Genomic DNA, 23,469 nt, shown 5'->3' on the forward strand with positions numbered 1-23,469 from the left:
GCCTGAACATATGTCTGAACGTACACTTGATTCATCAGAACATGTATCTGAGCATGCAATGAAACGCGGACGAATACGAAGGGGCGGCCATGTGTGGCAGGCCGCCATGCAGCCTTATGCGGCATCTGTCTTTACCGCACGCAGGATACTGGTTCCCGCCTGTCAGACTACCGTAAATGAAGTAACGGTGCAACGCGCAACAGTATAATCTCGCCTGAAAACACACTTTTCCTCGTGACACGCTAAATTGAATCGTGTAACTCAGTGTTACATTTTTTAAATTCGTATTTATTTTTACCGATTACTTTTCAGAAGGAGCTACCATGAGACGAGTCTTCCCGCGTGCTGCCCTGTCCTGCCTCGCCCTTGTTGCCATGCTGTGGGCATCCTCTGCCAACGCCCACTTCGGCATGGTCATCCCCGGCAACAATGCCATTTCCCCTGAAACAAAATCCACCGAGCTCCAGGTTTCGTTCTCCCACCCGTTCGAGATGGTGGGCATGGACTTGGTCAAACCCAAGGCTTTTTTCGTGACTTCGGCAGGCAAGAAAACCGATCTGCTGCCCACCCTGACCGAGACCAGGGTCATGGACCATCAGGCATGGAAGACCACCTACAAATTTGCCCGCCCCGGTGTGTACATGTTCGGCCTTGAGCCCACCCCCTACTGGGAGCCGGAAGAAGACTGCTTCATCATCCACTACACCAAGACCATCATCGCAGCCTTTGGTGACGAGTCCGGCTGGGACGAGCCCATGGGCCTGAAGACCGAAATCGTTCCCATGACCCGCCCCTTCGGCAACTACGCCGGCAACAGCTTCACCGGCCAGGTGCTTCGTGACGGCAAGCCCCTGCCCTTTGCCGAAGTGGAAGTGGAATATTACAACAAGGACAACAAGTTCGCCGCCCCCACCGAGTATCACGTAACACAGGTGGTCAAGGCAGATGCCAACGGCGTGTTCACCTTTGCCTGCCCCCTTGCCGGCTGGTGGGGCTTTGCCGCTCTCAGCACGGCGGATTTCCAGCTCAAGGCACCCGACGGCGCCATGAAGGACGTGGAAATCGGTGCAGTCCTCTGGATCAAGCTGGACGGCTGGACAAAAAAATAACGGACCCCGCTCATCCCTGCCGGTCCTTCAAATCCCCCGCTCCGGCGGGGGATTATTCTTTTACGCCTTTGCGCCCGACGATATTACACAAATCTTACAACTCCTGTATATTGCCTTATATATCGCATCGCATCCCTTTAAAGACGCTTGAAATGCGTTCGGCATGTGATAGTGTTTACATCACCCAATCCAAGCAGGAGTCCACCATGCGCTTTCTTATTGTCGAAGATGATTTCACCAGTCGCAAATTCATGCAGACCATTCTCTCCCCATATGGGGACTGCGATATAGCCGTTAACGGCAAAGAGGCGCTGGAAGCCTTTGAAGCCTCGCTCTCTGGCGAGAAGTATGATCTCATCTGCCTTGACATCATGATGCCCGAAATGGACGGGCAGGAAGCCCTGCGGCGCATGCGCGACATTGAGAAAAGCAAGGGCATACGCTCCACAGACGAAGTAAAGGTGGTCATGATCACCGCGCTCGATGATCCCAAGAATGTGGTGGAAGCCTATTACAAAGGCGGGGCAACCTCATATGTGCCCAAGCCGGTGGACAGGCAGCTTTTCATCCAGTTGCTCAAGAATCTCGGCGTACTTGCCTGACAAGCTTTTTCCGGACCGCACGCGGCCAACAATGATAAGGGCAAAATTGCCCTTGCGACAACCGCACGGGCTTGACTCCCGAGACAATATGCGTACACATTTTGATCATGCAGCATCAAACAAACCACGAACACCGTAGCGGTTCAGGCTCCCGATGCCTGTTGGCCTCCACCCTTGCCGCATTTCTGCTCACCCTTCTCGTATCCACGGCATTCGCCCAGCTCCCCGCCTCTGATCAGTATGCGGGCGACCAGTATACAAGCGGGCAGGTTTCCAATGCCGATACATTCACCAAACTTGATCTTCCTCCTGCCGAGCGGGGCCTTCTGCACGGCCTGCTTTCAGGCTCGCTCATAGGTTCCCTGCTGTTCAACGAACCGTTCTCCGGCATCGGCGTGGCCGACCTGCTGGTGCTGATGGTCGTTGTACTCGCCATACTCCGTTTTGTGCGCAACAGGATAACCCTGAGCCCGCCCGACCAGAACGCCAGCCGCCCTCCGGCAGATCTTGACGCATACAGAAAACAGCGCAACGGCAACACATTCTCCCGACACGATGATGACACTGATCCGGAGCACACCGGCAAGCCTGCGCCACGGGTGCATGTGGATATTCCCGACGAAGAGCCCAATCCGCACCTGTATAACCGTGCCGCACAGATGTGGGGCCACCTGCAGGGAGAGGAAGACTCCGAACCCCGCCGCAAGCGCTCGGAAGGCTTGACAGAATCACAACCCGCCAAACGGGGCGAGGACCTGCTCACCGCACGGGACGCCTATCAGACCGGCGCACAACCCGATCTGCCTGCATCCTTTGACAAGGATGATTTCCTCAAAGGTGCCAAGATGGTGTTCACGCGCCTGCAGCATAGCTGGGACGCCAGAGATATGGACGACATCGCCCAGTTCACCACCCCTGAAGTGCATGAAGAGATCAAACAACAGGCAGCTCAAAGCCCGACCCCTTCCCGTTCGGAGCTGCTGCTCGTGAACGCCCGTATTCTTGAGGTCAAGGAAGACGAACACGGTCTGCTGGCCACTGTTTTCTTTGATGTGCTCATGCGCGAAGAGCGCGAAGGCGCCCAGACAGAACAGGTCCGCGAAATCTGGCACTTCCTCAAGAGCAAGGAATACGGCGGGATGTGGCGGCTGGACGGCATAGAGCAGGTTTCCGCCTGATTTGCTGTCCGATCGGCAAACTGACCTTGGGCCGAAGATTGGGTCTGACCTTGGGCCGGATATTGGGCCGGATATTGGGTCTGCCTGCCTCCGGCTTTCTTACGCATCGTTTGTTCCGTGCTGCATCTGCCCCTGTCGGGGGCTGCCCGAACTACCCTTTTGTGCCCGGCACTGAGCCCTGCTCCAGCCGGGCACTTTTCATTTCATCAAAAATCATTATAAATAATAAACGAAGCTCAATAGGCATAAGCCAGCAATGCCCCCCCAGCGCGTATCGGGCAATCGTCTCTCATGACGGCACCCGACGGAGGTACCCATGACCGTTGCAAAAACGACCTCGCCCCCCTCTTCCGGCGCTTCATCCGGGGACAATAAGGCCGCACCGGCCCGACGGACCGGGATTTTTCGCGCCCCTCAGGGGGCTCCCGCATCTGATGAGGAATGCCTTTCCGCCCTTACTGCGGAAAGCGGTGATTTTCTGGAACATATCGGCAAAACATTTACCACCGGCGCACTGTTCCGGCTAGTTATCACCGAAGAAGGCGAACGCAGCTTCACCCTTCTCACGGACGGATTTGAAGTTCTGTTCGGCGTGCCTGTGGCCTCGGTTCTCGCCGATCCCAGTGCCGCCTACCGGCTGATCCACCCCAATGATGTGTCAGAGCACATGAATCGTGAACTGCAGAGCATTGCACAGGATGACCCGTTCGCTTCAGAAGTGCGCATCCAGTCTCTTGTCAGCGGACTGCGCTGGATACAGTTTCGCGCCCAGCCCGGGTTTGATACCTACGGCAACCGCTGCCTCGACGGCATTCTGTTCGATGTGACACTCCATAAGCAGGTGGAAGATCAGCTCCGCGAAATGGCAACCACCGACAGTTTGACAGGGCTTGCGAACAGGCGGCACTTCATGCAGACGGCAGAGCAGGAACTGCACAGGACAGAGCGCTACGAGCGCCCCATAAGCATGCTGATGATAGATGCGGACCATTTCAAACGCGTCAACGACACCTATGGTCATGACGTGGGAGACACTGTTCTTGCGGCACTGGCCAACATGATGCGGCAAAGTGCGCGCAAACAGGATTTTGTGGCACGGCTTGGCGGTGAGGAATTCGCCGTGCTGCTGCCGGAAACACCGCAGGACAAGGCCATGGAAATGGCCGAAAGGCTCCGGGCAAAGATTGAGGCAAACCACATTGAAACCAGCGCAGGCACCCTGCGCATCACGGTAAGTATAGGCGTGGCCACCTACAGAAAAGAGGACGGGGGAATAAACCGGCTGCTCAAAAGGGCGGACGACGGACTGTACGAGGCCAAGCAATCCGGACGCAACCGTATCTGTTGCGCAGAATGAAATCACACACGACAGCATTACAAAAAGCCGCCCTACGGGCGGCTTTTTTAATACAGTCGGCTTGGGCTATCCAACCTCTTTGCGACGGAGCACCATCCCCCTTTCCAGTGCAAGCGCCCTGAGCTCGGCAGCGGAGTGCAGGTCGAGCTTCTGCATGAGGTTGGAACGGTGTTTTTCTACCGTCTTCACACTCACCACAAGCATATCGGCTATTTCTCTGTTCTTGTAGCCTTCTGAAATGAGCTGGAAAATTTCCTGCTCACGCGTTGTCAGCTGTGTCCATCCCGAATCGGCCTGTCCTCCGCCACATCCCAGATAGCCACGGACAACATCCCCCGCAATGGCGGGAGAGAGATACGCCTTTCCGCCCAGAACGCTTTGTATGGCGAGCGAAAATTCCTCGTTTGAGGCATCCTTCAGCATATATCCATCCGCCCCTGCGGCCAATGCTGAATACACGTATTCGTTGGCCCCATGCACGGTCAGCACAAGCACCTTCATATCCGGGTGCCGTTTCTTGATAAGCTTGGTCGCCTTCAGACCATCAAGCCTGGGCATGGAAAGATCCATAAGCACCATGTCCGGACGCAACCGGTCGCACATCTCCACCGCAGCCTGTCCGTCGCTTGCCTCGCCGACAACTGTCATGTCCGGCAACGAGTGAAGCAGAGATTTAAGCCCTTCTCTGAGCAAGGTATGATCTTCTGCGATAACAATGGAATGTTGCTTGCCCATATGCAGCATCGCTCCTGTTCCCCCCCCTCGACACAAGTCCGCCCGCCAGAAGTCCGTCATACGGATTTTTGTGACTAATAAAAACCCTACCACAAAAATACATATGTACTCAATCTAAAAATACAGTCTTCACCCAATTTACGGACGTAAGTACTTTATGATCTATTCTCACCTAAGCTGGGGATTCTCCCCCGCCAAACAGGGTGCAACTCGTAAATTCCGGAGGAGGGAAACATGAGAGAAACTGTAACCCGTATCACGCAGAACATGGTTCTCGGTGCCCGCCAGTCCAAATGGGTGGCCGAGCAGATCGGCAAGCCCTATCCGACCATGATGCGCGAGCTGAATCCTTATGATCAGTCGGCAAAGCTTGGTGCGGACACGCTGCTCGAAATCATGCGGGTAACCAAGGATATCAGTGCCCTGGAATTCATGGCCAAGGAGCTGGGCTACCAGCTTGCTCCCATGGACGCCCGCAGAGCTTCCGGTCTGGGGATTGATTAATCCGGCGTTACCCGAACATGATCTGAGCTGCGCATGAGCCGCCCCCGGATATAACCGGAGGCGGCTTGAAACCCAGCGAACTTCGCCGGTTACCCTAACCTTCGCTCGGGAGCTGCGCATGAAGACCATTCTCATCACCGAAGATAAACTGGAAGTCAGGGAACTCATCAAGGTCACCCTGCGCATAGGTGACTACTCCCTGCTTGAGGCTTCCAGCGGCGAAGAGGCGGTGGAACTTGCCCGCCGCCATACACCGGACCTCATACTCATGGACATCATGATGCCGGGGACCATAGACGGGCTGGAGGCAACGCGTATCATTAAATCGGACCCTGCAACCAGACACTGCAAGGTCATCATTCTTACTGCAAAAGGGCAGCAGCATGATGTAGACACCGGAAACAAGGCCGGCGCCGATGCCTATTTCATCAAACCGTTCAGTCCTCTCGAACTGATTCAGCAGGTTGAGCACCAGCTACAGCAGGAGACTCCATGGGACACGGTGATATCGACAGCGCAGTAAGCCGGTCCCAGTTCCTCAAGTACGCAGAGGATCTTGCAGCCATTTACGGACTGGAAAAACAGCGCAGATCAGAACTCAGGCAGGCATATGAAGGTCTTGCCGATCTTGTTCACGCCATGAGCGACGGCGCGTTCATCGCCAATGCCGAACGGAATATCGTGGAGATCAACAATGCAGCCTGTTCACTGCTTAAAACGGACAGAACCCGGGCTATCGGCATGCCCTCCCTGTCCCTGTTACGCACACTGCCTACACGGTCTGAAGCGGGAATAGCTCCCATACTGCAGGCAGTCATTCAGGGAGAAGAACAGACCTTCACAACAGATTCCGGTAAAAGCATACGGTTTACCCCCACTCTCATGAAAAACGGCTGGCTGCTTTGCCTGCTGCGGGATGTGACGGAAGAAAAACGCATCCAGCACCTCAAGCAGGACTTTCTGGGTCTGCTTTCTCATGAACTCCGCACACCGCTGACCGGCATTCTGGGGTTTGCCGAACTCCTGATGACGCGGACCGCCTCTCTTGAAACAGATGATGCCGAAGCCATACGGAACATCCACGATTCAGGAATGAGAATGTTCAAAATCGTGGATGAACTGCTCAAGTTTGCCACGCTGCAGCACGAGCGCCATGAAATGCGGCAGGAGCCGTTGCAACTGGCCCTGCTCATGTATGGCATATTCGAGCAGATGGGGAGAGAGGCGAATAAAAAGAACATCTCCCTGTATCTTAACCATGATGCCGCCAATCCGGCCATCATCTGCGGCAACTCGGCCATGCTGCGTGAAATGTTCAAGAACGTCATCCACAACACCATAATCTTCGGCAAGCCGAACGGAAACACTGTTGTCCGTATTCTGCCGCCCGCAAACGGCACGATCACCATCAAGGTGGAAGACGACGGCATCGGCATTCCCGACAATTTGCTAAACAAGGTTTTCGACAGCTTTTTTCAGGTGGAAGGAACCCTGAGCAGAAAACATCAGGGCCTGGGACTGGGACTTTCCATCGCGCAACTCATAGCAGGCATCCATGGAGGAACCATAAAGCTGGAAAGTGAACTGGAACAAGGCACTACGTGCACAATATCGCTCCCGCTTGTCATACATTCCACCCCTTCTTCCTCAAAGGAGGTGAACGCATGACCCCTGCCACCATGTCCGACAGAAACGGCCTGTTTCCCCCCGGCAGACTCACGCCCCCGCAGCACCTGCTCATGCGGGCCGACAATCTGGTAAAGCTGCACCGTCTTGAGCGGCAGATGGCAAACGACCTGCACTCCGGCGCGCTCATGCAGCAACGGTTTCTCACTCCGGAAAGCAGCGCCCGACAAACCTTTTCACCATGCGGATTTGACATCGCCGTTCGCTCTCTGAGCCCGCACACCGTTGCGGGCAATTTTCTATGCGCCCGCCCGCTGGGCGAAACCGGGGCCGCCCTTCTGCTCGGTGCCACCGCAGGCAACACTCTTTCTGCGGCAATGCTTTCCATCCGTGTGGCGACTCTGATGCAATCCATGCCCATTGCCTGCCCGGGCAGCTTTCTGGCAAACCTGCACAACGATCTGGCCGAACTGCTTATCTCCGGCACGTTCGTCACAGCCACTCTGGCCATATGCAACGACAGGGACATGACCATTGCCAATGCAGGCCAACCGCTGCCCCTGCTCATGCGCAACGGCGTAACCACGGAAATCAAGGCATCCGGCATACCGCTCGGCCTGCCCCTCGGGGCCGGACACTACGCCAATGTTACGGTCAGGTTGCAGCCTGCGGACAGGGTCATATTCTACACCGACGGCATTACCACCTCGCGGGATGCACGCGGTGAGCGCCTTACACAACGCACCCTCCGCAACTGGCTTGAGCTGTATCCGCAAATAGGCACGCAGGACCTGCTCGACGAAACAGTCAGAGAGATTCAACGCTTCACCGAAGACACGCAGCAACGCAACGATATGTCATTGGTTATCATGGAGTATCTGGGCCAGCAGGCATAACGGGTAACGCCTTCAGCACACAGGACAAGCGGATGCTTGATAATTCGGGCAAAATGGCTCAGTGTCGGCGCACCACACACGGAAAGCAGCCATGCCCCAGACCAAGCATCCCCACTCAGCAGATAACCATGCAGCGCCCTCACAAAAGGCCGTGCATGAATCCCTTTCGCCCGCAGATCCTGATGCAGCAGGGCAGCACGGGGCAACGCCCCATATACCGCAGGGAATACAGCGCGCCGTTGTACCGGCCCACATGCACGGGCAACGGCTGGATGCCGCGCTGACGCTCGTTCTGCCGGACAGCGGCATACGGCTGCGCAGGCGCCTTTTCGACACCCACACAATTCTCGTTAACGGTTCACCCGCCGCCAAAGGCAGATCTGTTCAGGAGGGAGACAACCTTCTGCTTGTCCCCCTTGGCAATGGCGCATCACAGGACATTGCCGGACAAGGCATTACCGGACAGGCCATGCAACCGTCTGGCATCGCGCCCCATGACGCTACCGTAGGAGACGCAGAGACTGGTGACGCCGCGACAGGCAGCGCCAATACCACAAATTGCGGTGAGCCTGCGGGCCTTCTCTGCGAAACCAGCCCGGAGCTGGCCCCCCGCGTTCATATTGTCCGCAGGCATGCGGGCTATGCCGCCGTTTTCAAGCCTGGGGGCATGCACTCCGCCCACTTAGCAGGTGGCCCGGCCAATTCTCTGGAATCCCTGATTGCCGAACTTTTTCCCGAACCGGAAGACTCCGGCGATACGGCTCCGCAGCTGATAAACCGGCTGGACAGGCTCACATCCGGCATGGTCATGGTGGCGTTCGGTCCGGAAAAGGCTGAAGAATTTCACAGGCTCGAAGACGCCGGTGCCGTTGAAAAGCTGTATCTTGCCGTTGTGCACGGCGATCTCAAGAATCCGCTCAACATGCAGGCAGCACTGGATACGGCCAAACGCAGAACCACCCGCGTGCTTGCCACCCCTGCCGAGGACCCGCTACGCCACACAACCATTCTGCCCCTTGGCAGCGTCACTGTTGATGGTGAGCAGGCATCCTGCACGCTCGTGCTCGCCTCCATCCACAAGGGCGCGCGCCACCAGATACGGGCACATCTTGCCCATGCCGGACACCCCATAGCGGGCGATCCCATCTATGGACCGCCTATGGATGACAATTCCCGGCATCCGCTCTATCTGCACCACTACCACATCGAATTCAGCGAATTCAGCGCCACCTGCCCTCCTCCACAGGAGTGGCACCAGTGGCAGCAATGGCTCGCACAAGGTCTTGTGCTGCCCCACAACGCATAAGTTCTGCTTTACTGCATGATGCAGCGCCGCATTGCGGTCTTTGCTTCAGCAACCCGAAATTCTGTCGCATCTGCTGAAACACCTGTCATACGCGGATTTCGTGCCTCAGCGCATGTCGTTTTCCATTTTAAAAATGCAAAATTTTGCACATCAAACGCATTTCGTGTTGAATTTTTGTAAGGAATAGACGAAAAGCAGTTCTTCTTTATTCCTTATAACCTTCTCCATTCACATCAAGGGGGCAAGATGCACACACTCATCAAACTTACCGTAACCATTATGGCGCTCTGCTCCTTATGCGCCTGTGCAACGGTAAAGAAACCTGAGAAAATTGAATCCACCGCGCCAAAGCAGGTTGTGAGCCCTGCCGTGGAAGCGGAAAAGAAGCAGCAGTACAAGGGGCTGAAAAGAAAAGTCGCCATTGCCCGCTTCTCCAACGAAACTAAATACGGTCAGAGTTTTTTCATTGATGAAAACAATGACCGTATTGGCAAGCAGGCTGTGGACATTCTTTCCAACAAGCTGATGGATACCGAAAAGTTCATCCTGCTTGAACGCGCCGACCTCGACAAGATTCAGAAAGAACTCGGCATAGGCGATTCTGCACCGCTCAAGAACATGGCCGACTACCTCATCATCGGTTCCATCACAGAATTCGGCCGCAAGGAAACCGGCGACGTGGGCCTCTTCAGCCGCACCAAGAAGCAGGTGGCATATGCCAAGGTGCATATCCGCCTCATCGACGTGTACACCGGCGAAGTTATCTACTCTGAAGCCGGCGAAGGGGAAGCCTTCTCCGAAGCCGGTTCCATCATGGGCTTCGGCGCACGCAACGGCTACGATTCCGCCATCAACGACAAGGCCATTGACGCCGCCATCACCAACCTTGCCTCCAACCTCATTGAAAACCTCATGAACAAACCGTGGCGCGGCTACATCCTCGGCTACGAGGACGGCATGTACATCATGGGAGGCGGTGTTTCGCAGGGCATTAAGACCGGCGACGAGTTCGAGGTGATTGCCGAGGGCAAGAAGGTCAAGAATCCCCAGACCAACACCATGATCACACTGCCCGGCAAAAAGGTGGCCACCCTGCGCGTGATGCAGACATCCGGCTCCACACCGGCTGATGAAATATCCTTCTGCCAGCTTTCCTCAGGCGACCTGAGCCAGTGGAACGCCAGCAAGGATTATTCTCCCCTCTTCATCCAGGCCCCTGCGAGGTAAGCCATGAAGCGCATTCTTACAGCAGTTCTGTTGACCTTCATCCTCTTTGCCGCCGGTTGCGGTGCGCATGAAGGCGTTGTCATCTCCGCCGAAGAGGCATGGATAAGCTTTACCGGCGACACCCGCGGCGCAATGCTCTCTCTGGACGGTGCTGACGAAATTCAGCTGCGTCCTGCCGGATACGCCAAGGATTCTTCCAGCAAGCAGAAGTGGTATCAGGTTGCCCCGGGCAAGCATTCGGTCCGTGTCACCCGCAACGGCGAAGTCGTGGTTGACCGTGTTATTCTGGTCGACAAGGGCCAGACCAGAGAGGTGTTCATTCCATGAAAAAATTAATCATCCTGTTCTGCCTTGCCTCCCTTGCCTTCATGACCGGCTGCGGCGGCGGCAAGCAGAAATATGACTGGTGCAACTATTCCGACACGTACTACGGCGTTGCCAAGAACGACTGCACAGAAACGCAGACCAAGCATCTGGCTGAGCTGGAGCGCATAATGCAGGTTGCCACCGAGAAGAATCTGGAAGTGCCGCCCGGCATTTATGCCGAATACGGTTTTCTGCTCTTCAAGTCCGGTAAAGCTGCCAACTCGCTGCAGTGGTTTGCCAAGGAAAAGGCACAGTATCCCGAATCCGGTGTGTTCATGGACATGCTGACCCGTGCGGCCCAGCGCCAGATAGACAAGGATAAGCAGACCGCCTCGCAGCCTGCAGCCGAAATGCCGACCACCGAAGCACAGCCCGCCCAAGAAACCGCACCAGCTCAGGGCCAGACCCAGAGCTAGCAGAGGAGACAGAACATGCGTAAACTCATTCCGTTCCTCCTGCTTTTCTGCATTGCCATGACCGGGTGCGCAAAAACGGTGACCAAGCAGGAATGCTTCCCCGGCATGTATGCCGAGCAGCCCAAGAGCATTCTGGTGTTGCCGCCCATGAACGAAACCACGGCAGCCGATGCAAAGGCCTATTACACCACCACCATCGCGGAGCCGCTTTCCTACAACGGCTTCTACGTGTTCCCCATTCCCGTAGTGACTGAAATAATGCAGCACGAAGGGCTGTATGACACCGAACTGCTGTATGGCATGCCCATCGCCAAGTTCAAGGAGCAGTTCGGTGCGGACAGTGTGCTCTATACCAAGATCAAGGAGTGGGACCTTTCCTACTACGTTATCGGCGGCACCCTGACCGTGGGCTTTGACTGCGAACTGCAGTCCACCACGACCAACGCGGTGCTCTGGCAGTACAAGGGAAGGGTCGTCGTTGATCTCAGCGGTGGTTCATCAGACCTTATCGGGTCCATCATCTCCACAGCCATCAACGCTGCCATCTCGGATTATGTCACCTACGCGCGGGTAGCCAACTACCGGACCTTCGGCACAATGCCTGTAGGCCCCCGCAACGAACGCTACATGCAGGACGGTCAGGACCAGCTCTTCGACCAGCGCCCCCCCGCAGAAAAAGCAGCTCCCGCTGGCAGCGCAACGCCTGTTTCAGACGGCACCGCAGCCCAGTAGCAGCCCGCCGACCCCAAAACAGAACCGCACGATACCAACACGGTACCCGCACGGTACAATACGGAACAACAAAGCCCCCGTCCTGCGACGGGGGCTTCTTATTCGGCATAAATACTATTCGGGCGGTTCGGTTCTATTTCTCCGGCTTTCCGGAATCGTCGCCTTCCGAGCCTGCTCCGGAAACATGCTGACCGGAAACATGCGAGCCTGAAGCATGCTGACCAGCCCCCTGTTCTGTAGACAACTCCGGAACGCCAGCCTTATCTGCCAGCCAGCGCACCTGACGGCACACGCCCATAAGCAGGGCGAACTCATGCCGCCGCAGCGCCATCTTCTGCAAAAAGCGGCGGACCGGCAGCATGAAGTAGTCCGGATTATCCTTACGAAGGAAATCGATGCGCATGAGCGTGTCGCGCAGGGTGCGGATAACTGTTTCCTGCTCCGCATGTGTGCACAGGGGCGACTGCGCCCCGCTGGTTCCGGGTACAAGCGGCGTACGCACGCCCGACTTGAAACATTCATACAGCACAATGAGCACAGCCTGTGCCAGATTGAGCGAGCTGGCCTGCGGGTTCACGGGAATGGTCAGCAGCTGGTTGCAGATTTCCGTCTCTTCATTGGTCAGCCCCTTGTCTTCAGGGCCGAAAAGCACGGCAACCTTGCAGCCCTCGGCAATCTGGCCGGTAATGAGCGGAGCGGCCTTTTCAGGCGACAGAATCTCGCTGCGCCAGCCGCCGGTGCGGGCGGTGGTGCCATACACGTGGTGGTATCCGGCAAGCGCGGTGGCAAGGTCATCCTCCACGCGAATGGAGCGCACCAGCTCTGCCCCCTTGATGGTGGCAAGCGACTGAATGCGGTCTACATCCCACCGTTCAGGCTGCACCACAACCAGCTCACTCACGCCCATGTTCACACAGGCGCGAACGGCCATACCGATATTTTCAGGAAAGCGCGGCTTCACAAGAACCACGGCAAGATTATCCAGCATTGCATCCGTCCGTTGCTAAAAAAGAAAGGCGGGCCCTATACGGCCCGCCCGAAGATCATATCATGTCATGTCATATCATGTCATATCATATCAGGCGGCCTGTCGGCCCCCTTTCCTTCATCCATATGCGCCACGCAGTCAAGCCGAGGCTGCGGGAGCCACAGGCACGCAGCGGCTACGGCCACACGTGCGAAGCACCGAGCACCACAAGGCATACACCTATGCCGAACTTGATGCCCAGCCCGAGAAACTTGCCGAAAAATGCACCCTTGGCAGCCTGACTGGCCACATCAAAGGAACGCCCCTGCCCTATCTCAAGCAGCAGGCACCCGGCGTAAGCACCGCCCAGAGCCCCCACAAGTGCGCCCAAACCGAAGAAGAAGGGAGCACCCACTATGGCGCCCACAATAGCTCCGATTATCCCCCCCACGTTACCCTTGTTGCTGCCGCCGAACTTTTTCGCACCAAGCATCTGCGTCCCGAACTCCAGCACTTCGCCCAGCAGGGCAAGCCCGCCTACGGTGATGAAGAAGGTGGTGTCCATTCCCGTTGCTTCGGGATGGGTGAACCGCCAAAAGCCAAGCAGCCCCAGCACGAGCCAGTTTCCCGGCAACGAAAAGATATGCAGCCCCAGCGACAGGGCCATGAAGAGAATAAAAACGGAACTGATGAATAATTCCACTATACGTCCTATGCTTCGCGGTTGTCCTGCACGCGCTGAGCCTTGCCCTCTGCCTTGGGCAGGCTGTTGTGCTGCACCAGATCAACCCGCGGGGTAATGAGCAGTTCGTCGCGCAGGCGGCTGACCATGCGCTTTTGCAGGTCACGCAGCACGCGCATATCTTCCACGAAATGCTCTTCGCGAATTTCCACCTTCACGCGAATCTGATCGATAAAATTCTCGCGTTCCAGCACGATGAGGTAGTTCTCGCCCACCTCGGGGAAGCCCATCAGCACCTGCTCTATCTGCATGGGATAGATGTTCACACCCTTGATGATGAGCATGTCGTCCGCACGGCCAAGAATGCGGTCAATACGCCGGTGCGTGCGCCCGCAGGCACATTCGCCGGGAATGATGCGGGTTAGGTCCTTGGTGCGGTAGCGCAGAATGGGCATGCCCTGACGGCACAGGGTGGTCATGACAAGTTCACCCACCTCGCCGTCCGGCAGCGGTTCAAGGGTTTCGGGATGCACTATTTCTGCAATGTAGGCGTCTTCCCACACGTGCATACCGTTCTGATACACGCATTCGAAGGCAACCCCCGGGCCGTTCATTTCCGACAGACCGTAAGAGTTGTACGCCTTCACGTCCATCAGTTCCTCGATGCGCCTGCGGGTTTCCTCGGTATGCGGTTCCGCGCCGATAAGGGCCACGCGAAGGGCAAGGGAAGCCGGATCTTCACCGCTGTCGCGCATGGCAGCACCGAAATACAGCGCATAGGACGGAATGATGTGCGCCACGGTGGTCTTGAAATCGCGCATGAACTTGAGCTGGCGCGCCGTGTTGCCGGGACCGGCGGGAATGGTGAGGCAGCCGAGGCGCTCGGCACCGTAGTGCAGCCCCAGACCGCCCGTGAACAAACCGTAGCCGGTAATGTTCTGAAACACATCTTCCCGACGCACGCCGACCATGTGCATGCTGCGCGCCATGAGATCTGCCCACAGATTGATGTCGTTCTGCGTATAATGGATGACAGTGGGCGAGCCGGTGGTGCCGCTGGAAGCATGCATGCGCACCATCTCGCTGGTGGGCAGCGTGTTCAGGCCGTCGGGATACTGCGAGCGGAGATCATCCTTGGTCGTGAAGGGAATGCGGCGCACATCGTCCAGCGACTTGAAGGAATCCGGCGAAAGACCGGCCTCCTTGAGACGGCTACCGTATAACCGTGACCGCATGGCCTGCGATACCACGTTGCGCAGACGCACCAGCTGCACCTGCTCCAGTTCCTTACGACTCAACAACTCCGCTCTGTCAAAAACTTCCATGTCACCCTCTTGTTCTGCACCGTAGCATTGCCCTGCAATCCACCGCCACACCACCCGGCCGCGCTCTTCTGACTGAGTACCGCCGCTGCGCACAGCCGTGTCACAACAGATCATGAAGTCGTGAACATGCCGTGCGCATTGAAGAAAAACCGTCCGGAACGAGGGCAGATTGTATCTGCAAGCACAATAATGTCAAATTCGGATTACGGAAGCTCCATGCCCGAGATCAGGGAGTATCCTTTCAGCAGCCCGAAGCAACCGGCAAGCATCATGTCGCCACCGGGTGCGATGAACTGACCCTGTCCGCGCAGCAGTTCGCGGCGTGGTCCGAGAATGAATGCGGGGCGGAATCCTTCGGCCTCGTCGGGCAGGGGCAGGTTCATGCAGCCGTGGCCGCCGGTGTTGCGCACCATGTCGTCCGTCAGCCAGCCACGACGAAATTCCACAAGATCCTCAATGAGCTTGTCCTGTTCCAACATGCCGGTGTGGTGTTCATACACACCGAGTACGCGCTCCTTGTACACAAGGAAGGCAACCAGATGGCTGTTGCCCACGTTGACGACGAGCACGCCTTCTCTGTGGCTGCGGGTGGCAATTTCCGGCATAAAGAGCGCACCGAGCAGCGCTGCGGCTGCGGAATCCGCCACGGGGCCAAAGCCGGTTGCCCGCTGAATGGCCGCAAGGCGGGTCATGGGGGCCGGAGCCTGCGCATGCAGCAGTGCGAAAAGATTGCCCTGGTGCTGGGTCAGCAGGTCGCGCCAGAGCTGGAAGCGCCCCGCGCGGTTCCCCAGACCGGCCGGTTGGGGATGAAAGCCGTGGTCCTGCGCGGCCGCAATGACCAGATCGGGATATTCGAGTCCGGCCATGCCCAGAAAGGCTCGCCACCATGCGGCATCATAATCGGCAAGCGCCACCGGCACATAGCCTTCAGGACACTGTTCGATAATTTCAATACCCCAGCTGCGCACCTTGTCCGCATTGTCATGCAGGGCAAAGGCGGCGTCGGGATGCACAGCCACCTTGCAGCCCGCTTCCATATGGAGTTTCAGAGCTCTGAAGAATCCGCCACCCATATTGCTTCCATGCAGATAGATGGAAACGCCGTTACGGGTATGGGCCTCCACCTGCTGCGCCACCAGACGCGCAGGGGCCGGAAGAACGAATTTGGGGCAGTTTTCAAGCTCCCTGCCCGGAATGTAGTAGAGGACGTCCTGAGTTCCGCTGCCAATATCAAGCAGCAGCATGGTGCGGGGCATGTGGTATCCTTATCGTATATGATTCGTGTGCCGGAATCGCAGGTCTGAACAGCGCGCCACTCGCCGCATTATCGACCGGATTGCCTGCAATCCATAGCGCGAACCCCGTTTGTTTGGAAGGCTTTTCCCCCCGCAAGACCACGGGGCAGGCGCATGGAAACATAAATTTTCATTTTTTCAAAAAAAGCTCTTGCCAAGATAATGGTGTTTTGCATATATATCGCCTCCGCGCTGACGAGGAAAAAGTCAGCGTAAATGGTAACTCGCCGGGGTGGTGGAATTGGTAGACACGCTATCTTGAGGGGGTAGTGGGAGAAATCCCGTAAGGGTTCGAGTCCCTTCTTCGGCACCATTGAGAACAAAGGCTTCAGTCGCAAGACTGGAGCCTTTTTCAATTGAATGTCGAAAACCTTGTCTTTCTTTCGCAAAACGCAATATTCATTAAAAACGCCCTGCCTATTTTAAAGGCAGGGCGCTCATTTTTTTCAGGAAATCTTATTATCTATTGCCGTTCAAGCAACTCTTCCTCTTGAATACAGCAAGAACTCCAAGCCCCAGAAGCATAAGGGCGAACGTAGCTGGTTCCGGCGTCGGGACAGGGGTATCTGCCCCTGTATAGTTAATCTGCAAATACGAAGCGAGCTCCTGCTCCGCGCTGCCGAACGCCATGGACTTGTAGCCGAACTGGTTTACGCTGAAAGCGGCCCAGTTAAATTCGGCTGTCAGGTCATTCTTGATATAATCAGTTACATCAAATGAAATCCATCCATCAGGAGAGAGATCAGTTACATACCCGACCAACTGATTGCCTCCGATGAGCTGGCTTGCCTGCCCAGTTGCTGCTACAGGGTTGGACGCGTGATTCACAGTGCCCAGGTTTCCGGTCCCGACTATGGCACTCGCAATATTGTACAGATACAGGTTTACCGAAGTAATTGAGGCGACAGCTTCGGCAAACTGCGCTATCTCGTACTGCATAAAAGCGTTACGATAAGACCCGTTATACGAGTACGAATCATACCAGTGGTAAACACTGTTTGGAGCCGCACCTACAATGGGACCAGAATTCTCCCATCCGGAGAATGAGCCGTACCGGTCCTTGCCTGCAATTGCATCTCCTTGCGCAAGTACGGCAATGTTCATCATGCCTGCCATGGCATTCGACGTCATTAACAGAACCAGAAGACATGTGGCAAAAATTTGGGGCAGCTTCATAACGTACTCCTTGTTACGTGCACCAAAAAATACGTGCCGGTTGGCAAAACCCAAAAATAACAGCGGCACATTATTTTTCAACCATGCCACATCATATAAATGAAGCTATGATAAGAAGGCTACTCCGACAGATTGCCCCCCCCCCCCGACAGAGTGCAACACTCTTACCTCCAACAAATCCTCAAAGAGCCAAGACCGCCCTCTTCATTAAACCCTCCTCGTACAGACGTTTCGCGATATGTATGGATTAACTGCATCCTCCACTCCCGAACATTTTCAATAAAAAAGCCCGCTCCCTTAAGGGAACGGGCGTTCTGCAATCATTCGTCAGGCGATATCCGCTACTTGCGCACCAGCTCGTGCAGCTTGCCGAGCATGGCGGCTGAATCCGGCGGGGTGCCTTTTTCGCCTCTGCGGGCATATTGCACGGAAAGCACATTCTGCTTGTAGGGGCGCACCATGCCCACCATGCTTTCTGACTGCCCTTTGGCAATGCTTGCATCGGGGCATTCGAACGCGAGCAGATACATCTTCTGGGCATCCATATGCTGCCCGCGCAGCGTGGCCCCTTCGCAACTGACTTGCAGCTGTTCGCCCAGATTACGGGCAAAGGAAACATACTGCGCGGCATTCACCTGCTTGAGCACCAGAAAGGTGTACATCTCCGACCAGGCTTCAACAGTTTCGCCCTTGGGGATGTATTCCACAATCTTTACCTGCTCCGTCTCGTTGGCATAGGCAGGCACAAACCCTTCAGGAACACCGGCAAAGCCTGCGGATGCAGCAAGCACCAGCACAGCCGACACCACCAGCGCACTCAAAATTTTCCGTATCCGATTCATGCGGCTTCCTCCGGAATTCAGTAACCGTAAAATCTGGGAAATCTGTAAGCCATGTTCACCCGTTCCCTGTGACATACACCCGCAACCGGCGCGGAGCAAACATCTTTGCACTTCTATGCGTTCTGCACCTTCAGATACAGCACCAGTCCGAGTAGGGTCAGGGCAATGCCTGTCCAGCCAAGGGCATGGGGCAAGACACCGCCAAGCAGAATGGCCTCGCCTGCCAGAGAAAAGACAACTTCCATGGCCTGCGTGCAGTCCGCCGCAGCAAGCTGCGAGGGGCTGCGGGCCATGTGCCGCGCACTGAGAAACAGGCTTGTTGCCGCCACGCCGGGAAACACGGCCACGAGCAGGGTCTTCATCACCTGCCCTTCGGATGGAAGCGACGGGGCAAAGACGCCGACGAGAATTATCCAGAGCGGAAGTGAGCCTAACGTGAGCAGAAGCACCCTGCACATGGAATCCTGCATGGCAGGGTCATCCATGGCGGGAATGCGCCGCCGCAACCGGAGCAACAAATTGTGCCCGCCGGAGGGTGCAGCCGCCTGCGATGTATCAGGATTTCCTGCGGGTGCAGCGGCATGTACGGCCTCTCGCGCCTCCCACACCAACTGGTTGCCGAAGGGATAGGCAAAGGCAGCCCCCAGAACCGGCAGCGCGCCCAGCAACACCTCATGCAGAGGCAACGAGCCTGCCTGTTCCACATTAATGCACAGCACCCCTGCAAACACGATAAGCGTGAGCAGCAGCGCCTTCAGGGATACCCGCCTGCCGAACAACAGCAACACCACAGGGGTTGCCAGAATGGTCATCTGCCATGTGGCCGCAACCACCCAGCCCGGCGCGTAGGATGCGCTGAAGCTGATAAGCGCATAAAACACACCGAAACCGACACTACCGGCGATGGTCCAGAAGAGCCAATGCCTGCGGTACAGACGCACTGCACCGAGCGCGAGAGAGCTTTTGCCTGTTGCAACAAACCAGACTGCAAGCAACAGCAGCATCCATACATACCGCAATGCGGCAGTCCAGACCCAATGCCCGCCTTCAAGACTCATGGCCCTGTTCAGCACGAAGGTTGAACTGAAAAACAAGGCGGCAAGAATGCCCGTGGCAACTATTCTGAACATGAACACCTTCCAATTCAGCAGGAGCGGATACGGCTTGAACAGCCAACCAGCACACTCGCACGCCGGAAATAGCAAGTCAACGCAACGCTTAACCGTACAAAATAGTGCGCAATTCTGCGCTACTCATATCTTTTATATCTGTTTTTACCACGGATTCTGCAAAATTGCGTAATCAAGCAGTGCAATCCTACATCACAGAGAGCCTCACACCGCTAAAAAAAGGTGACATCCGCCGTAATTACGCCATATACTCACAGCATGTCGCAGAATTGTGACACAACTGAAAGCATCCAATCACACACGGGTTCCCCCTGTTGGGTTAAACCATCCAATCCCACAGCGACAGCTGCACCTGACGGGATAGTTACCGAACGGATTACCGGCAGCAGAAACAGACGCTAACACGGGCAGCGACACGAGAGGTACCCCTTGGGCTTCATCGAATTCAACCACGTCTCCAAATCCTTCGGCCGCACCGAAGTCATTCCGGATATATCGCTCGACATCCGCCAAGGCGAGCTCATCGTCTTTGTAGGTCCGAGCGGCTGCGGCAAATCCACCCTGCTCCGGCTTCTTGCCGGACTCGAAGATGTTTCCTCCGGCTCCATCAGCATAAACGGCGAAGACGTTACGCACCGCCAGCCCAAGGAACGCAACATTGCGATGGTGTTCCAGAACTATGCACTCTACCCCCACATGACCGTGGAAGAGAACATAGCCTTCAGCATGAAGCTCGCACGCGTTCCCAAGCAAGAACGCCAGAAGCGTGTGCTGCAGGCCGCAGAGACGCTGGGGCTCGGCGAACTGCTGGCCAGAAAGCCGCGTGAACTTTCCGGCGGCCAGCGGCAGCGCGTGGCCATGGGACGCGCCATTGTGCGCGACCCGCAGGTCTTTCTGATGGACGAGCCGCTTTCCAACCTCGATGCCAAGCTTCGCAACCACATGCGGGTGGAGATTCGCCAGTTGCAGCGCAGGCTCGGCACAACCATGATCTACGTCACGCACGATCAGGTGGAAGCCATGACCATGGCCGACCGCATTGTCATTCTTGAAAAGGGCATTGTGCGTCAGTTCGGCACCCCGCAGGACGTTTACTGCAAACCGGCAAACACCTTTGTGGCGGATTTCATCGGTTCACCCTCCATCAACCTGTTCACCGCAGAACGAACCGCACACAACGTACTGCGGCTCGGCGGCAGCGTAGACCTTACCGTTGCGCCGGAATGCGCACAGGCACTGGGAGATGAAAAACGATACACCGTCGGGGTGCGCCCCGAACATATTTCGGTGAACACCGGACAGACCGGCAACGGCGTGGCCGCGTGGTCCTCCGGTGTCACCCTGAATGAACTGCTGGGCGGAGAAAGCCTGTTGCACGCTTCTCTGGGCACGGAGAGCGTACGGGTAAAAATGTCAGGCAGAGAAGCCTTCGCCCCCGGAGAAACGGTCAACCTGTCCTTCAATGCGGCGAGCGCGCATGTGTTCACCGAAGACGGATCGGTATGCCTGTGCCACTCCGGCAACACATAGTCAGCCCGTGGAAAAGGTGTCTTCCGCGCAGGCACGGGACGCAGGCCCCGCATGCACGGGCGGAACGGAATGACCCGAAAGGGTAGAGAAAGCTGTACGTGGGGGCCGTCCGGCATAGGTTTGCCGGACGAGATTGTGCTCTGTCTCCGATGCCGGACCGCTAGCAGGCGGCCGGCATATCATTGAACCAATCTGGAGGTTGTACATGAAACGTTTTGTTGTTGCCCTGTTCGCCGTGCTTATCATGGCTACCCCGGCCCTGGCGGAAAAGACCAAGGTCTCCTTCTGGCACGCCATGGGCGGTGACCGCATAACTCTTATCAAGGAGATGTGCGACGATTTCAACAAGGCCCATCCCGACATCGAAGTAACGCCCGAATACAAGGGCAGCTACCGCGACACGCTGAATGCGTCCATTCTCGCATTCAAGCAGGGCAAGGCTCCCAACATCGTGCATATTTTTGAAGTGGGCAGCCAGCTTGGCGTGGATGCAGGCATCTTCATGCCCTTTGAAGACACCATCAAGCCCGGCGACGATGCCAAGCTTGACGACTTTGTGGACGGCGTAGCCAACTACTACCGCATCGGCGGCAAGTTCTACTCCGTGCCTTTCAACTCCTCCAACCCTGTTCTGTATTACAACAAGACCCTCTTCAAGAAGGCCGGTCTTGATCCTGAAAATCCCCCCAAGACCTTCAACGAAGTGATCGCCGCCTCTGAAAAGCTCAAGGCTTCCGGTGCTGCTCCCTACGGCATCACCTGGCCCCTGCATTGCTGGTTCGTGGAACAGTGGATGGGCAACCAGGGTGCGCTGCTGGCCAACAACGAAAACGGCCGTGCCGCCCGCGCCACCGACATCCTGCTCGACTCCGAGCCCATGCTCAAGATCATGACCTGGTGGAAGAAGATGTACGACGATAAACTCTTCGTCTACTCCGGCAAGGTTGAAGACTGGGACGGCGCGAACAACCTGTTCATCTCCGGTCAGGCTGCCATGCTCATCACCTCCACCTCCGACATCACCTTCATGCAGAAGGCCGCCGAAGAAAACCACTTTGAACTCGGCACCGGCTTCCTGCCCGTGGCTGACGGTTCCGAAAACTTCGGCACCATCGTGGGCGGCGCATCCCTGTGGATGACCAAGGGCCATTCCGACAAGGCCAACGATGCCACCAAGAACTTCCTGCTGTGGTTCACCAACACGGCAAACGAAGTGCGCTGGCACAAGGGCACCGGCTACTTCCCCGTACGCAAGTCCGCCGTGACCGAGCTTGAAAAGGAAAACTGGTTCGAAAAGAACCCTGCCTACGCAGCCGCCTTCAAGCAGCTTATGGCAACCAAGCCCGTGCGTTCCACGCAGGGCGCCATGCTCGGCATGTTCCCCGAACTGCGCAACATCGTGACTGACGCCGTGCAGAGCATTCTGAACGGTGCCGACATCAAGGCCACCATGAAGGATGCAGACGCCCGCGCCGACAAGGCACTGGAACGCTATAACCGTTCCGTGAAGTAACAACCCGCATCCCGCGGTGCGGGGAACACAACGTTCCCCGCACCGTCCACCCGTGCACAGGATAGACCATGCAGCCAGTGTTCAAGCGCCACGGAACAGCCTTTCTGCTGCTTCTGCCCACTCTTGTCATACTGATATTCTTTCTGTACCTGCCCACCATCCAGACCTTCATCATGTCTCTGTATCAGGTCGGATTTCTCGGGCTTTCAAAGATGTTCGTGGGGGTGGAGAATTACCAGATAATCTTCACCGAGCCGGAATACCGCGACATCATGGTCAACACGCTCGTGTTCGTGCTGGGCAGCGTTTCTCTCAGCATGGCTCTTGGGCTGGCCTTTGCAGTGCTTGCCAACGAAAAGGTCACGGGGGCGCGCTACTACCGCCTGCTGCTCATCTGGCCCTATGCCCTGCCCCCTGCCGTGGCGGGTGTCATCTTCCTGTTCCTGTTCTCTGCACAGGTCGGCATCATCAACTATTTCCTCGGTCTCATTTTCGGCATTACTCCCGACTGGCTCGCCGACCCCGAGCTCGCCATGACCGTGGTCATCCTTTCCACGGTATGGAAGAACGTGGGCTACAACGTGGTGTTCTATCTGGCAGCCTTGCAGAACCTGCCCGGTGACGTGCTCGAAGCCGCGACCATAGACGGTGCAACAGGCTGGCAGCGCTTCTGGCGCATCACGTTCCCGCTGCTGTCACCCATGACTTTTTTCCTGCTCATCATGAACACCATTGCCGCGTTCTTCGACGTGTTCGCCTTCATCGACCTGATCACCAAGGGCGGCCCCAGCAACGGCACAACCGTCTTCATCTACGCCATATACAGAGACGGATTCGAATACTTCAAGTCCGGCCTTGCGGCCGCGCAGTCCGTGTTCCTGTTCCTGCTGGTGGTGGTTCTCACCGTGCTCAAATTCAGACTGCAGAAAAAAGTGCATTACGCCAACTAGGATAC

At 56.5% G+C, this 23,469-nt stretch carries 25 protein-coding genes and 1 tRNA gene; 17 read left to right on the top strand and 9 right to left on the bottom strand.

The window, feature by feature from the left end; genetic code table 11:
* The first annotated feature begins 323 nt into the window (after positions 1-323).
* From HUV30_RS02740 to HUV30_RS02755, 4 genes are all read left to right on the top strand, one after another.
* The gene (locus HUV30_RS02740; RefSeq protein ID WP_174403861.1) at positions 324-1,109 is read left to right on the top strand and encodes a DUF4198 domain-containing protein; all 786 of its coding nucleotides are present in this window, start codon (positions 324-326) and stop codon (positions 1,107-1,109) included.
* A gap of 206 nt (positions 1,110-1,315) precedes the next feature.
* Positions 1,316-1,711: a response regulator gene (locus HUV30_RS02745; RefSeq protein ID WP_174403862.1), complete on the top strand. Its 396-nt coding sequence runs from the start codon at positions 1,316-1,318 to the stop codon at positions 1,709-1,711.
* Positions 1,712-1,818: 107 nt separating this feature from the next.
* Positions 1,819-2,889 carry a Tim44 domain-containing protein gene (locus tag HUV30_RS02750; RefSeq protein WP_243452041.1) on the top strand — a complete coding sequence of 357 codons (1,071 nt, stop codon included), beginning with the start codon at positions 1,819-1,821 and terminating at the stop codon, positions 2,887-2,889.
* A 316-nt stretch (positions 2,890-3,205) separates the two neighbouring features.
* Positions 3,206-4,246, top strand: coding sequence for a sensor domain-containing diguanylate cyclase (locus HUV30_RS02755; RefSeq protein WP_174403863.1), 1,041 nt, complete (start codon positions 3,206-3,208; stop codon positions 4,244-4,246).
* A gap of 66 nt (positions 4,247-4,312) precedes the next feature.
* Here HUV30_RS02755 and HUV30_RS02760 read toward each other — a convergent pair whose 3' ends face one another.
* Positions 4,313-4,981 (bottom strand): response regulator, encoded by a 669-nt coding sequence (locus HUV30_RS02760; RefSeq protein ID WP_174403864.1) that lies wholly within the window; start codon positions 4,979-4,981, stop codon positions 4,313-4,315.
* 234 nt (positions 4,982-5,215) lie between these two features.
* Here HUV30_RS02760 and HUV30_RS02765 point away from each other — a divergent pair, with 234 nt between their 5' ends.
* The 9 genes from HUV30_RS02765 to HUV30_RS02805 all read left to right on the top strand — a co-directional run bounded on the left by HUV30_RS02765 (position 5,216) and on the right by HUV30_RS02805 (position 12,054).
* Positions 5,216-5,485 carry a phage regulatory CII family protein gene (locus tag HUV30_RS02765; RefSeq protein ID WP_174403866.1) on the top strand — a complete coding sequence of 90 codons (270 nt, stop codon included), beginning with the start codon at positions 5,216-5,218 and terminating at the stop codon, positions 5,483-5,485.
* 118 nt (positions 5,486-5,603) lie between these two features.
* Entirely contained in the window at positions 5,604-6,008 is a 405-nt protein-coding gene (locus tag HUV30_RS02770; protein ID WP_174403868.1) for a response regulator, read from the top strand.
* Positions 5,978-7,153, top strand: a complete 1,176-nt coding sequence (locus HUV30_RS02775; RefSeq protein ID WP_174403870.1) for a sensor histidine kinase — start codon at positions 5,978-5,980, stop codon at positions 7,151-7,153. The genes HUV30_RS02770 and HUV30_RS02775 overlap by 31 nt, the downstream gene beginning before the upstream one ends.
* Positions 7,150-8,007: a PP2C family protein-serine/threonine phosphatase gene (locus tag HUV30_RS02780; protein ID WP_174403872.1), complete on the top strand. Its 858-nt coding sequence runs from the start codon at positions 7,150-7,152 to the stop codon at positions 8,005-8,007. Before HUV30_RS02775 ends, HUV30_RS02780 begins: the two co-directional genes overlap by 4 nt.
* A 91-nt stretch (positions 8,008-8,098) precedes the next feature.
* A complete protein-coding gene (locus HUV30_RS02785) occupies positions 8,099-9,313 on the top strand; it encodes a pseudouridine synthase family protein (RefSeq protein WP_174403874.1) in 1,215 nt (404 codons plus the stop codon).
* Positions 9,314-9,559: 246 nt separating this feature from the next.
* A complete protein-coding gene (locus HUV30_RS02790; RefSeq protein ID WP_243452042.1) occupies positions 9,560-10,540 on the top strand; it encodes a CsgG/HfaB family protein in 981 nt (326 codons plus the stop codon).
* 3 nt (positions 10,541-10,543) lie between these two features.
* Complete coding sequence (locus HUV30_RS02795) at positions 10,544-10,867, top strand: hypothetical protein (RefSeq protein ID WP_174403876.1); 324 nt, start codon at positions 10,544-10,546, stop codon at positions 10,865-10,867.
* Positions 10,864-11,322, top strand: a complete 459-nt coding sequence (locus tag HUV30_RS02800) for a DUF4810 domain-containing protein (RefSeq protein WP_174403878.1) — start codon at positions 10,864-10,866, stop codon at positions 11,320-11,322. Before HUV30_RS02795 ends, HUV30_RS02800 begins: the two co-directional genes overlap by 4 nt.
* 15 nt (positions 11,323-11,337) lie before the next feature.
* Positions 11,338-12,054: a GNA1162 family protein gene (locus HUV30_RS02805; protein ID WP_174403880.1), complete on the top strand. Its 717-nt coding sequence runs from the start codon at positions 11,338-11,340 to the stop codon at positions 12,052-12,054.
* A gap of 133 nt (positions 12,055-12,187) precedes the next feature.
* On the opposite strand, the gene HUV30_RS02810 is transcribed toward HUV30_RS02805, so the two are convergent.
* The 5 genes from HUV30_RS02810 to HUV30_RS02830 all read right to left on the bottom strand — a co-directional run bounded on the left by HUV30_RS02810 (position 12,188) and on the right by HUV30_RS02830 (position 16,499).
* Entirely contained in the window at positions 12,188-13,042 is an 855-nt protein-coding gene (locus tag HUV30_RS02810; protein ID WP_174403881.1) for an RNA methyltransferase, read from the bottom strand.
* Positions 13,043-13,217: 175 nt separating this feature from the next.
* A complete protein-coding gene (locus HUV30_RS02815; protein WP_174403882.1) occupies positions 13,218-13,724 on the bottom strand; it encodes a DUF456 domain-containing protein in 507 nt (168 codons plus the stop codon).
* 8 nt (positions 13,725-13,732) lie between these two features.
* Positions 13,733-15,028, bottom strand: coding sequence for a phenylacetate--CoA ligase family protein (locus HUV30_RS02820; protein ID WP_174403883.1), 1,296 nt, complete (start codon positions 15,026-15,028; stop codon positions 13,733-13,735).
* Positions 15,029-15,231: 203 nt separating this feature from the next.
* On the bottom strand, positions 15,232-16,284 hold the full coding sequence (locus HUV30_RS02825) for a DUF1786 domain-containing protein (RefSeq protein WP_174403884.1): 1,053 nt from the start codon (positions 16,282-16,284) through the stop codon (positions 15,232-15,234).
* Between the two features lie 68 nt (positions 16,285-16,352).
* Positions 16,353-16,499: a hypothetical protein gene (locus tag HUV30_RS02830; protein ID WP_174403886.1), complete on the bottom strand. Its 147-nt coding sequence runs from the start codon at positions 16,497-16,499 to the stop codon at positions 16,353-16,355.
* A 50-nt stretch (positions 16,500-16,549) separates the two neighbouring features.
* Between HUV30_RS02830 and HUV30_RS02835 the strand changes: the two genes are divergently transcribed.
* Positions 16,550-16,636: transfer RNA gene (locus HUV30_RS02835), tRNA-Leu, on the top strand.
* A gap of 146 nt (positions 16,637-16,782) precedes the next feature.
* On the opposite strand, the gene HUV30_RS02840 is transcribed toward HUV30_RS02835, so the two are convergent.
* The 3 genes from HUV30_RS02840 to HUV30_RS02850 all read right to left on the bottom strand — a co-directional run bounded on the left by HUV30_RS02840 (position 16,783) and on the right by HUV30_RS02850 (position 19,471).
* Entirely contained in the window at positions 16,783-17,499 is a 717-nt protein-coding gene (locus HUV30_RS02840; RefSeq protein WP_174403888.1) for a CBM96 family carbohydrate-binding protein, read from the bottom strand.
* A 341-nt stretch (positions 17,500-17,840) separates the two neighbouring features.
* A complete protein-coding gene (locus HUV30_RS02845) occupies positions 17,841-18,341 on the bottom strand; it encodes a hypothetical protein (RefSeq protein ID WP_174403889.1) in 501 nt (166 codons plus the stop codon).
* Positions 18,342-18,454: 113 nt separating this feature from the next.
* Positions 18,455-19,471 carry a DMT family transporter gene (locus HUV30_RS02850; RefSeq protein ID WP_174403890.1) on the bottom strand — a complete coding sequence of 339 codons (1,017 nt, stop codon included), beginning with the start codon at positions 19,469-19,471 and terminating at the stop codon, positions 18,455-18,457.
* Positions 19,472-19,900: 429 nt separating this feature from the next.
* On the opposite strand from HUV30_RS02850, the gene HUV30_RS02855 reads away from it, so the two are divergent.
* From HUV30_RS02855 to HUV30_RS02865, 3 genes are all read left to right on the top strand, one after another.
* Positions 19,901-21,001, top strand: a complete 1,101-nt coding sequence (locus HUV30_RS02855) for an ABC transporter ATP-binding protein (protein ID WP_174403891.1) — start codon at positions 19,901-19,903, stop codon at positions 20,999-21,001.
* Between the two features lie 205 nt (positions 21,002-21,206).
* A complete protein-coding gene (locus HUV30_RS02860; RefSeq protein ID WP_174403893.1) occupies positions 21,207-22,514 on the top strand; it encodes an ABC transporter substrate-binding protein in 1,308 nt (435 codons plus the stop codon).
* Between the two features lie 68 nt (positions 22,515-22,582).
* Positions 22,583-23,464 (top strand): carbohydrate ABC transporter permease, encoded by an 882-nt coding sequence (locus HUV30_RS02865; protein ID WP_174403894.1) that lies wholly within the window; start codon positions 22,583-22,585, stop codon positions 23,462-23,464.
* Positions 23,465-23,469: the final 5 nt, after the last annotated feature.

Source organism: Desulfovibrio subterraneus (genome assembly GCF_013340285.1).
In the GTDB taxonomy this organism is placed as follows: domain Bacteria; phylum Desulfobacterota; class Desulfovibrionia; order Desulfovibrionales; family Desulfovibrionaceae; genus Halodesulfovibrio; species Halodesulfovibrio subterraneus.

What these genes read in the sequence shown, in the direction of transcription:
- HUV30_RS02860 (WP_174403893.1), top strand. Translation starts at nt 21,207, where the DNA reads ATGAAACGTTTTGTTGTTGCCCTGTTCGCCGTGCTTATCATGGCTACC.
- HUV30_RS02785 (WP_174403874.1), top strand. Translation starts at nt 8,099, where the DNA reads ATGCCCCAGACCAAGCATCCCCACTCAGCAGATAACCATGCAGCGCCC.
- HUV30_RS02740 (WP_174403861.1), top strand. Translation starts at nt 324, where the DNA reads ATGAGACGAGTCTTCCCGCGTGCTGCCCTGTCCTGCCTCGCCCTTGTT.
- HUV30_RS02775 (WP_174403870.1), top strand. Translation starts at nt 5,978, where the DNA reads ATGGGACACGGTGATATCGACAGCGCAGTAAGCCGGTCCCAGTTCCTC.
- HUV30_RS02825 (WP_174403884.1), bottom strand. Translation starts at nt 16,284, where the DNA reads ATGCCCCGCACCATGCTGCTGCTTGATATTGGCAGCGGAACTCAGGAC.
- HUV30_RS02845 (WP_174403889.1), bottom strand. Translation starts at nt 18,341, where the DNA reads ATGAATCGGATACGGAAAATTTTGAGTGCGCTGGTGGTGTCGGCTGTG.
- HUV30_RS02840 (WP_174403888.1), bottom strand. Translation starts at nt 17,499, where the DNA reads ATGAAGCTGCCCCAAATTTTTGCCACATGTCTTCTGGTTCTGTTAATG.
- HUV30_RS02760 (WP_174403864.1), bottom strand. Translation starts at nt 4,981, where the DNA reads ATGGGCAAGCAACATTCCATTGTTATCGCAGAAGATCATACCTTGCTC.
- HUV30_RS02770 (WP_174403868.1), top strand. Translation starts at nt 5,604, where the DNA reads ATGAAGACCATTCTCATCACCGAAGATAAACTGGAAGTCAGGGAACTC.
- HUV30_RS02805 (WP_174403880.1), top strand. Translation starts at nt 11,338, where the DNA reads ATGCGTAAACTCATTCCGTTCCTCCTGCTTTTCTGCATTGCCATGACC.
- HUV30_RS02850 (WP_174403890.1), bottom strand. Translation starts at nt 19,471, where the DNA reads ATGTTCAGAATAGTTGCCACGGGCATTCTTGCCGCCTTGTTTTTCAGT.
- HUV30_RS02810 (WP_174403881.1), bottom strand. Translation starts at nt 13,042, where the DNA reads ATGCTGGATAATCTTGCCGTGGTTCTTGTGAAGCCGCGCTTTCCTGAA.
- HUV30_RS02830 (WP_174403886.1), bottom strand. Translation starts at nt 16,499, where the DNA reads ATGCAAAACACCATTATCTTGGCAAGAGCTTTTTTTGAAAAAATGAAA.
- HUV30_RS02800 (WP_174403878.1), top strand. Translation starts at nt 10,864, where the DNA reads ATGAAAAAATTAATCATCCTGTTCTGCCTTGCCTCCCTTGCCTTCATG.
- HUV30_RS02745 (WP_174403862.1), top strand. Translation starts at nt 1,316, where the DNA reads ATGCGCTTTCTTATTGTCGAAGATGATTTCACCAGTCGCAAATTCATG.
- HUV30_RS02780 (WP_174403872.1), top strand. Translation starts at nt 7,150, where the DNA reads ATGACCCCTGCCACCATGTCCGACAGAAACGGCCTGTTTCCCCCCGGC.
- HUV30_RS02790 (WP_243452042.1), top strand. Translation starts at nt 9,560, where the DNA reads ATGCACACACTCATCAAACTTACCGTAACCATTATGGCGCTCTGCTCC.
- HUV30_RS02755 (WP_174403863.1), top strand. Translation starts at nt 3,206, where the DNA reads ATGACCGTTGCAAAAACGACCTCGCCCCCCTCTTCCGGCGCTTCATCC.
- HUV30_RS02750 (WP_243452041.1), top strand. Translation starts at nt 1,819, where the DNA reads ATGCAGCATCAAACAAACCACGAACACCGTAGCGGTTCAGGCTCCCGA.
- HUV30_RS02865 (WP_174403894.1), top strand. Translation starts at nt 22,583, where the DNA reads ATGCAGCCAGTGTTCAAGCGCCACGGAACAGCCTTTCTGCTGCTTCTG.
- HUV30_RS02795 (WP_174403876.1), top strand. Translation starts at nt 10,544, where the DNA reads ATGAAGCGCATTCTTACAGCAGTTCTGTTGACCTTCATCCTCTTTGCC.
- HUV30_RS02820 (WP_174403883.1), bottom strand. Translation starts at nt 15,028, where the DNA reads ATGGAAGTTTTTGACAGAGCGGAGTTGTTGAGTCGTAAGGAACTGGAG.
- HUV30_RS02765 (WP_174403866.1), top strand. Translation starts at nt 5,216, where the DNA reads ATGAGAGAAACTGTAACCCGTATCACGCAGAACATGGTTCTCGGTGCC.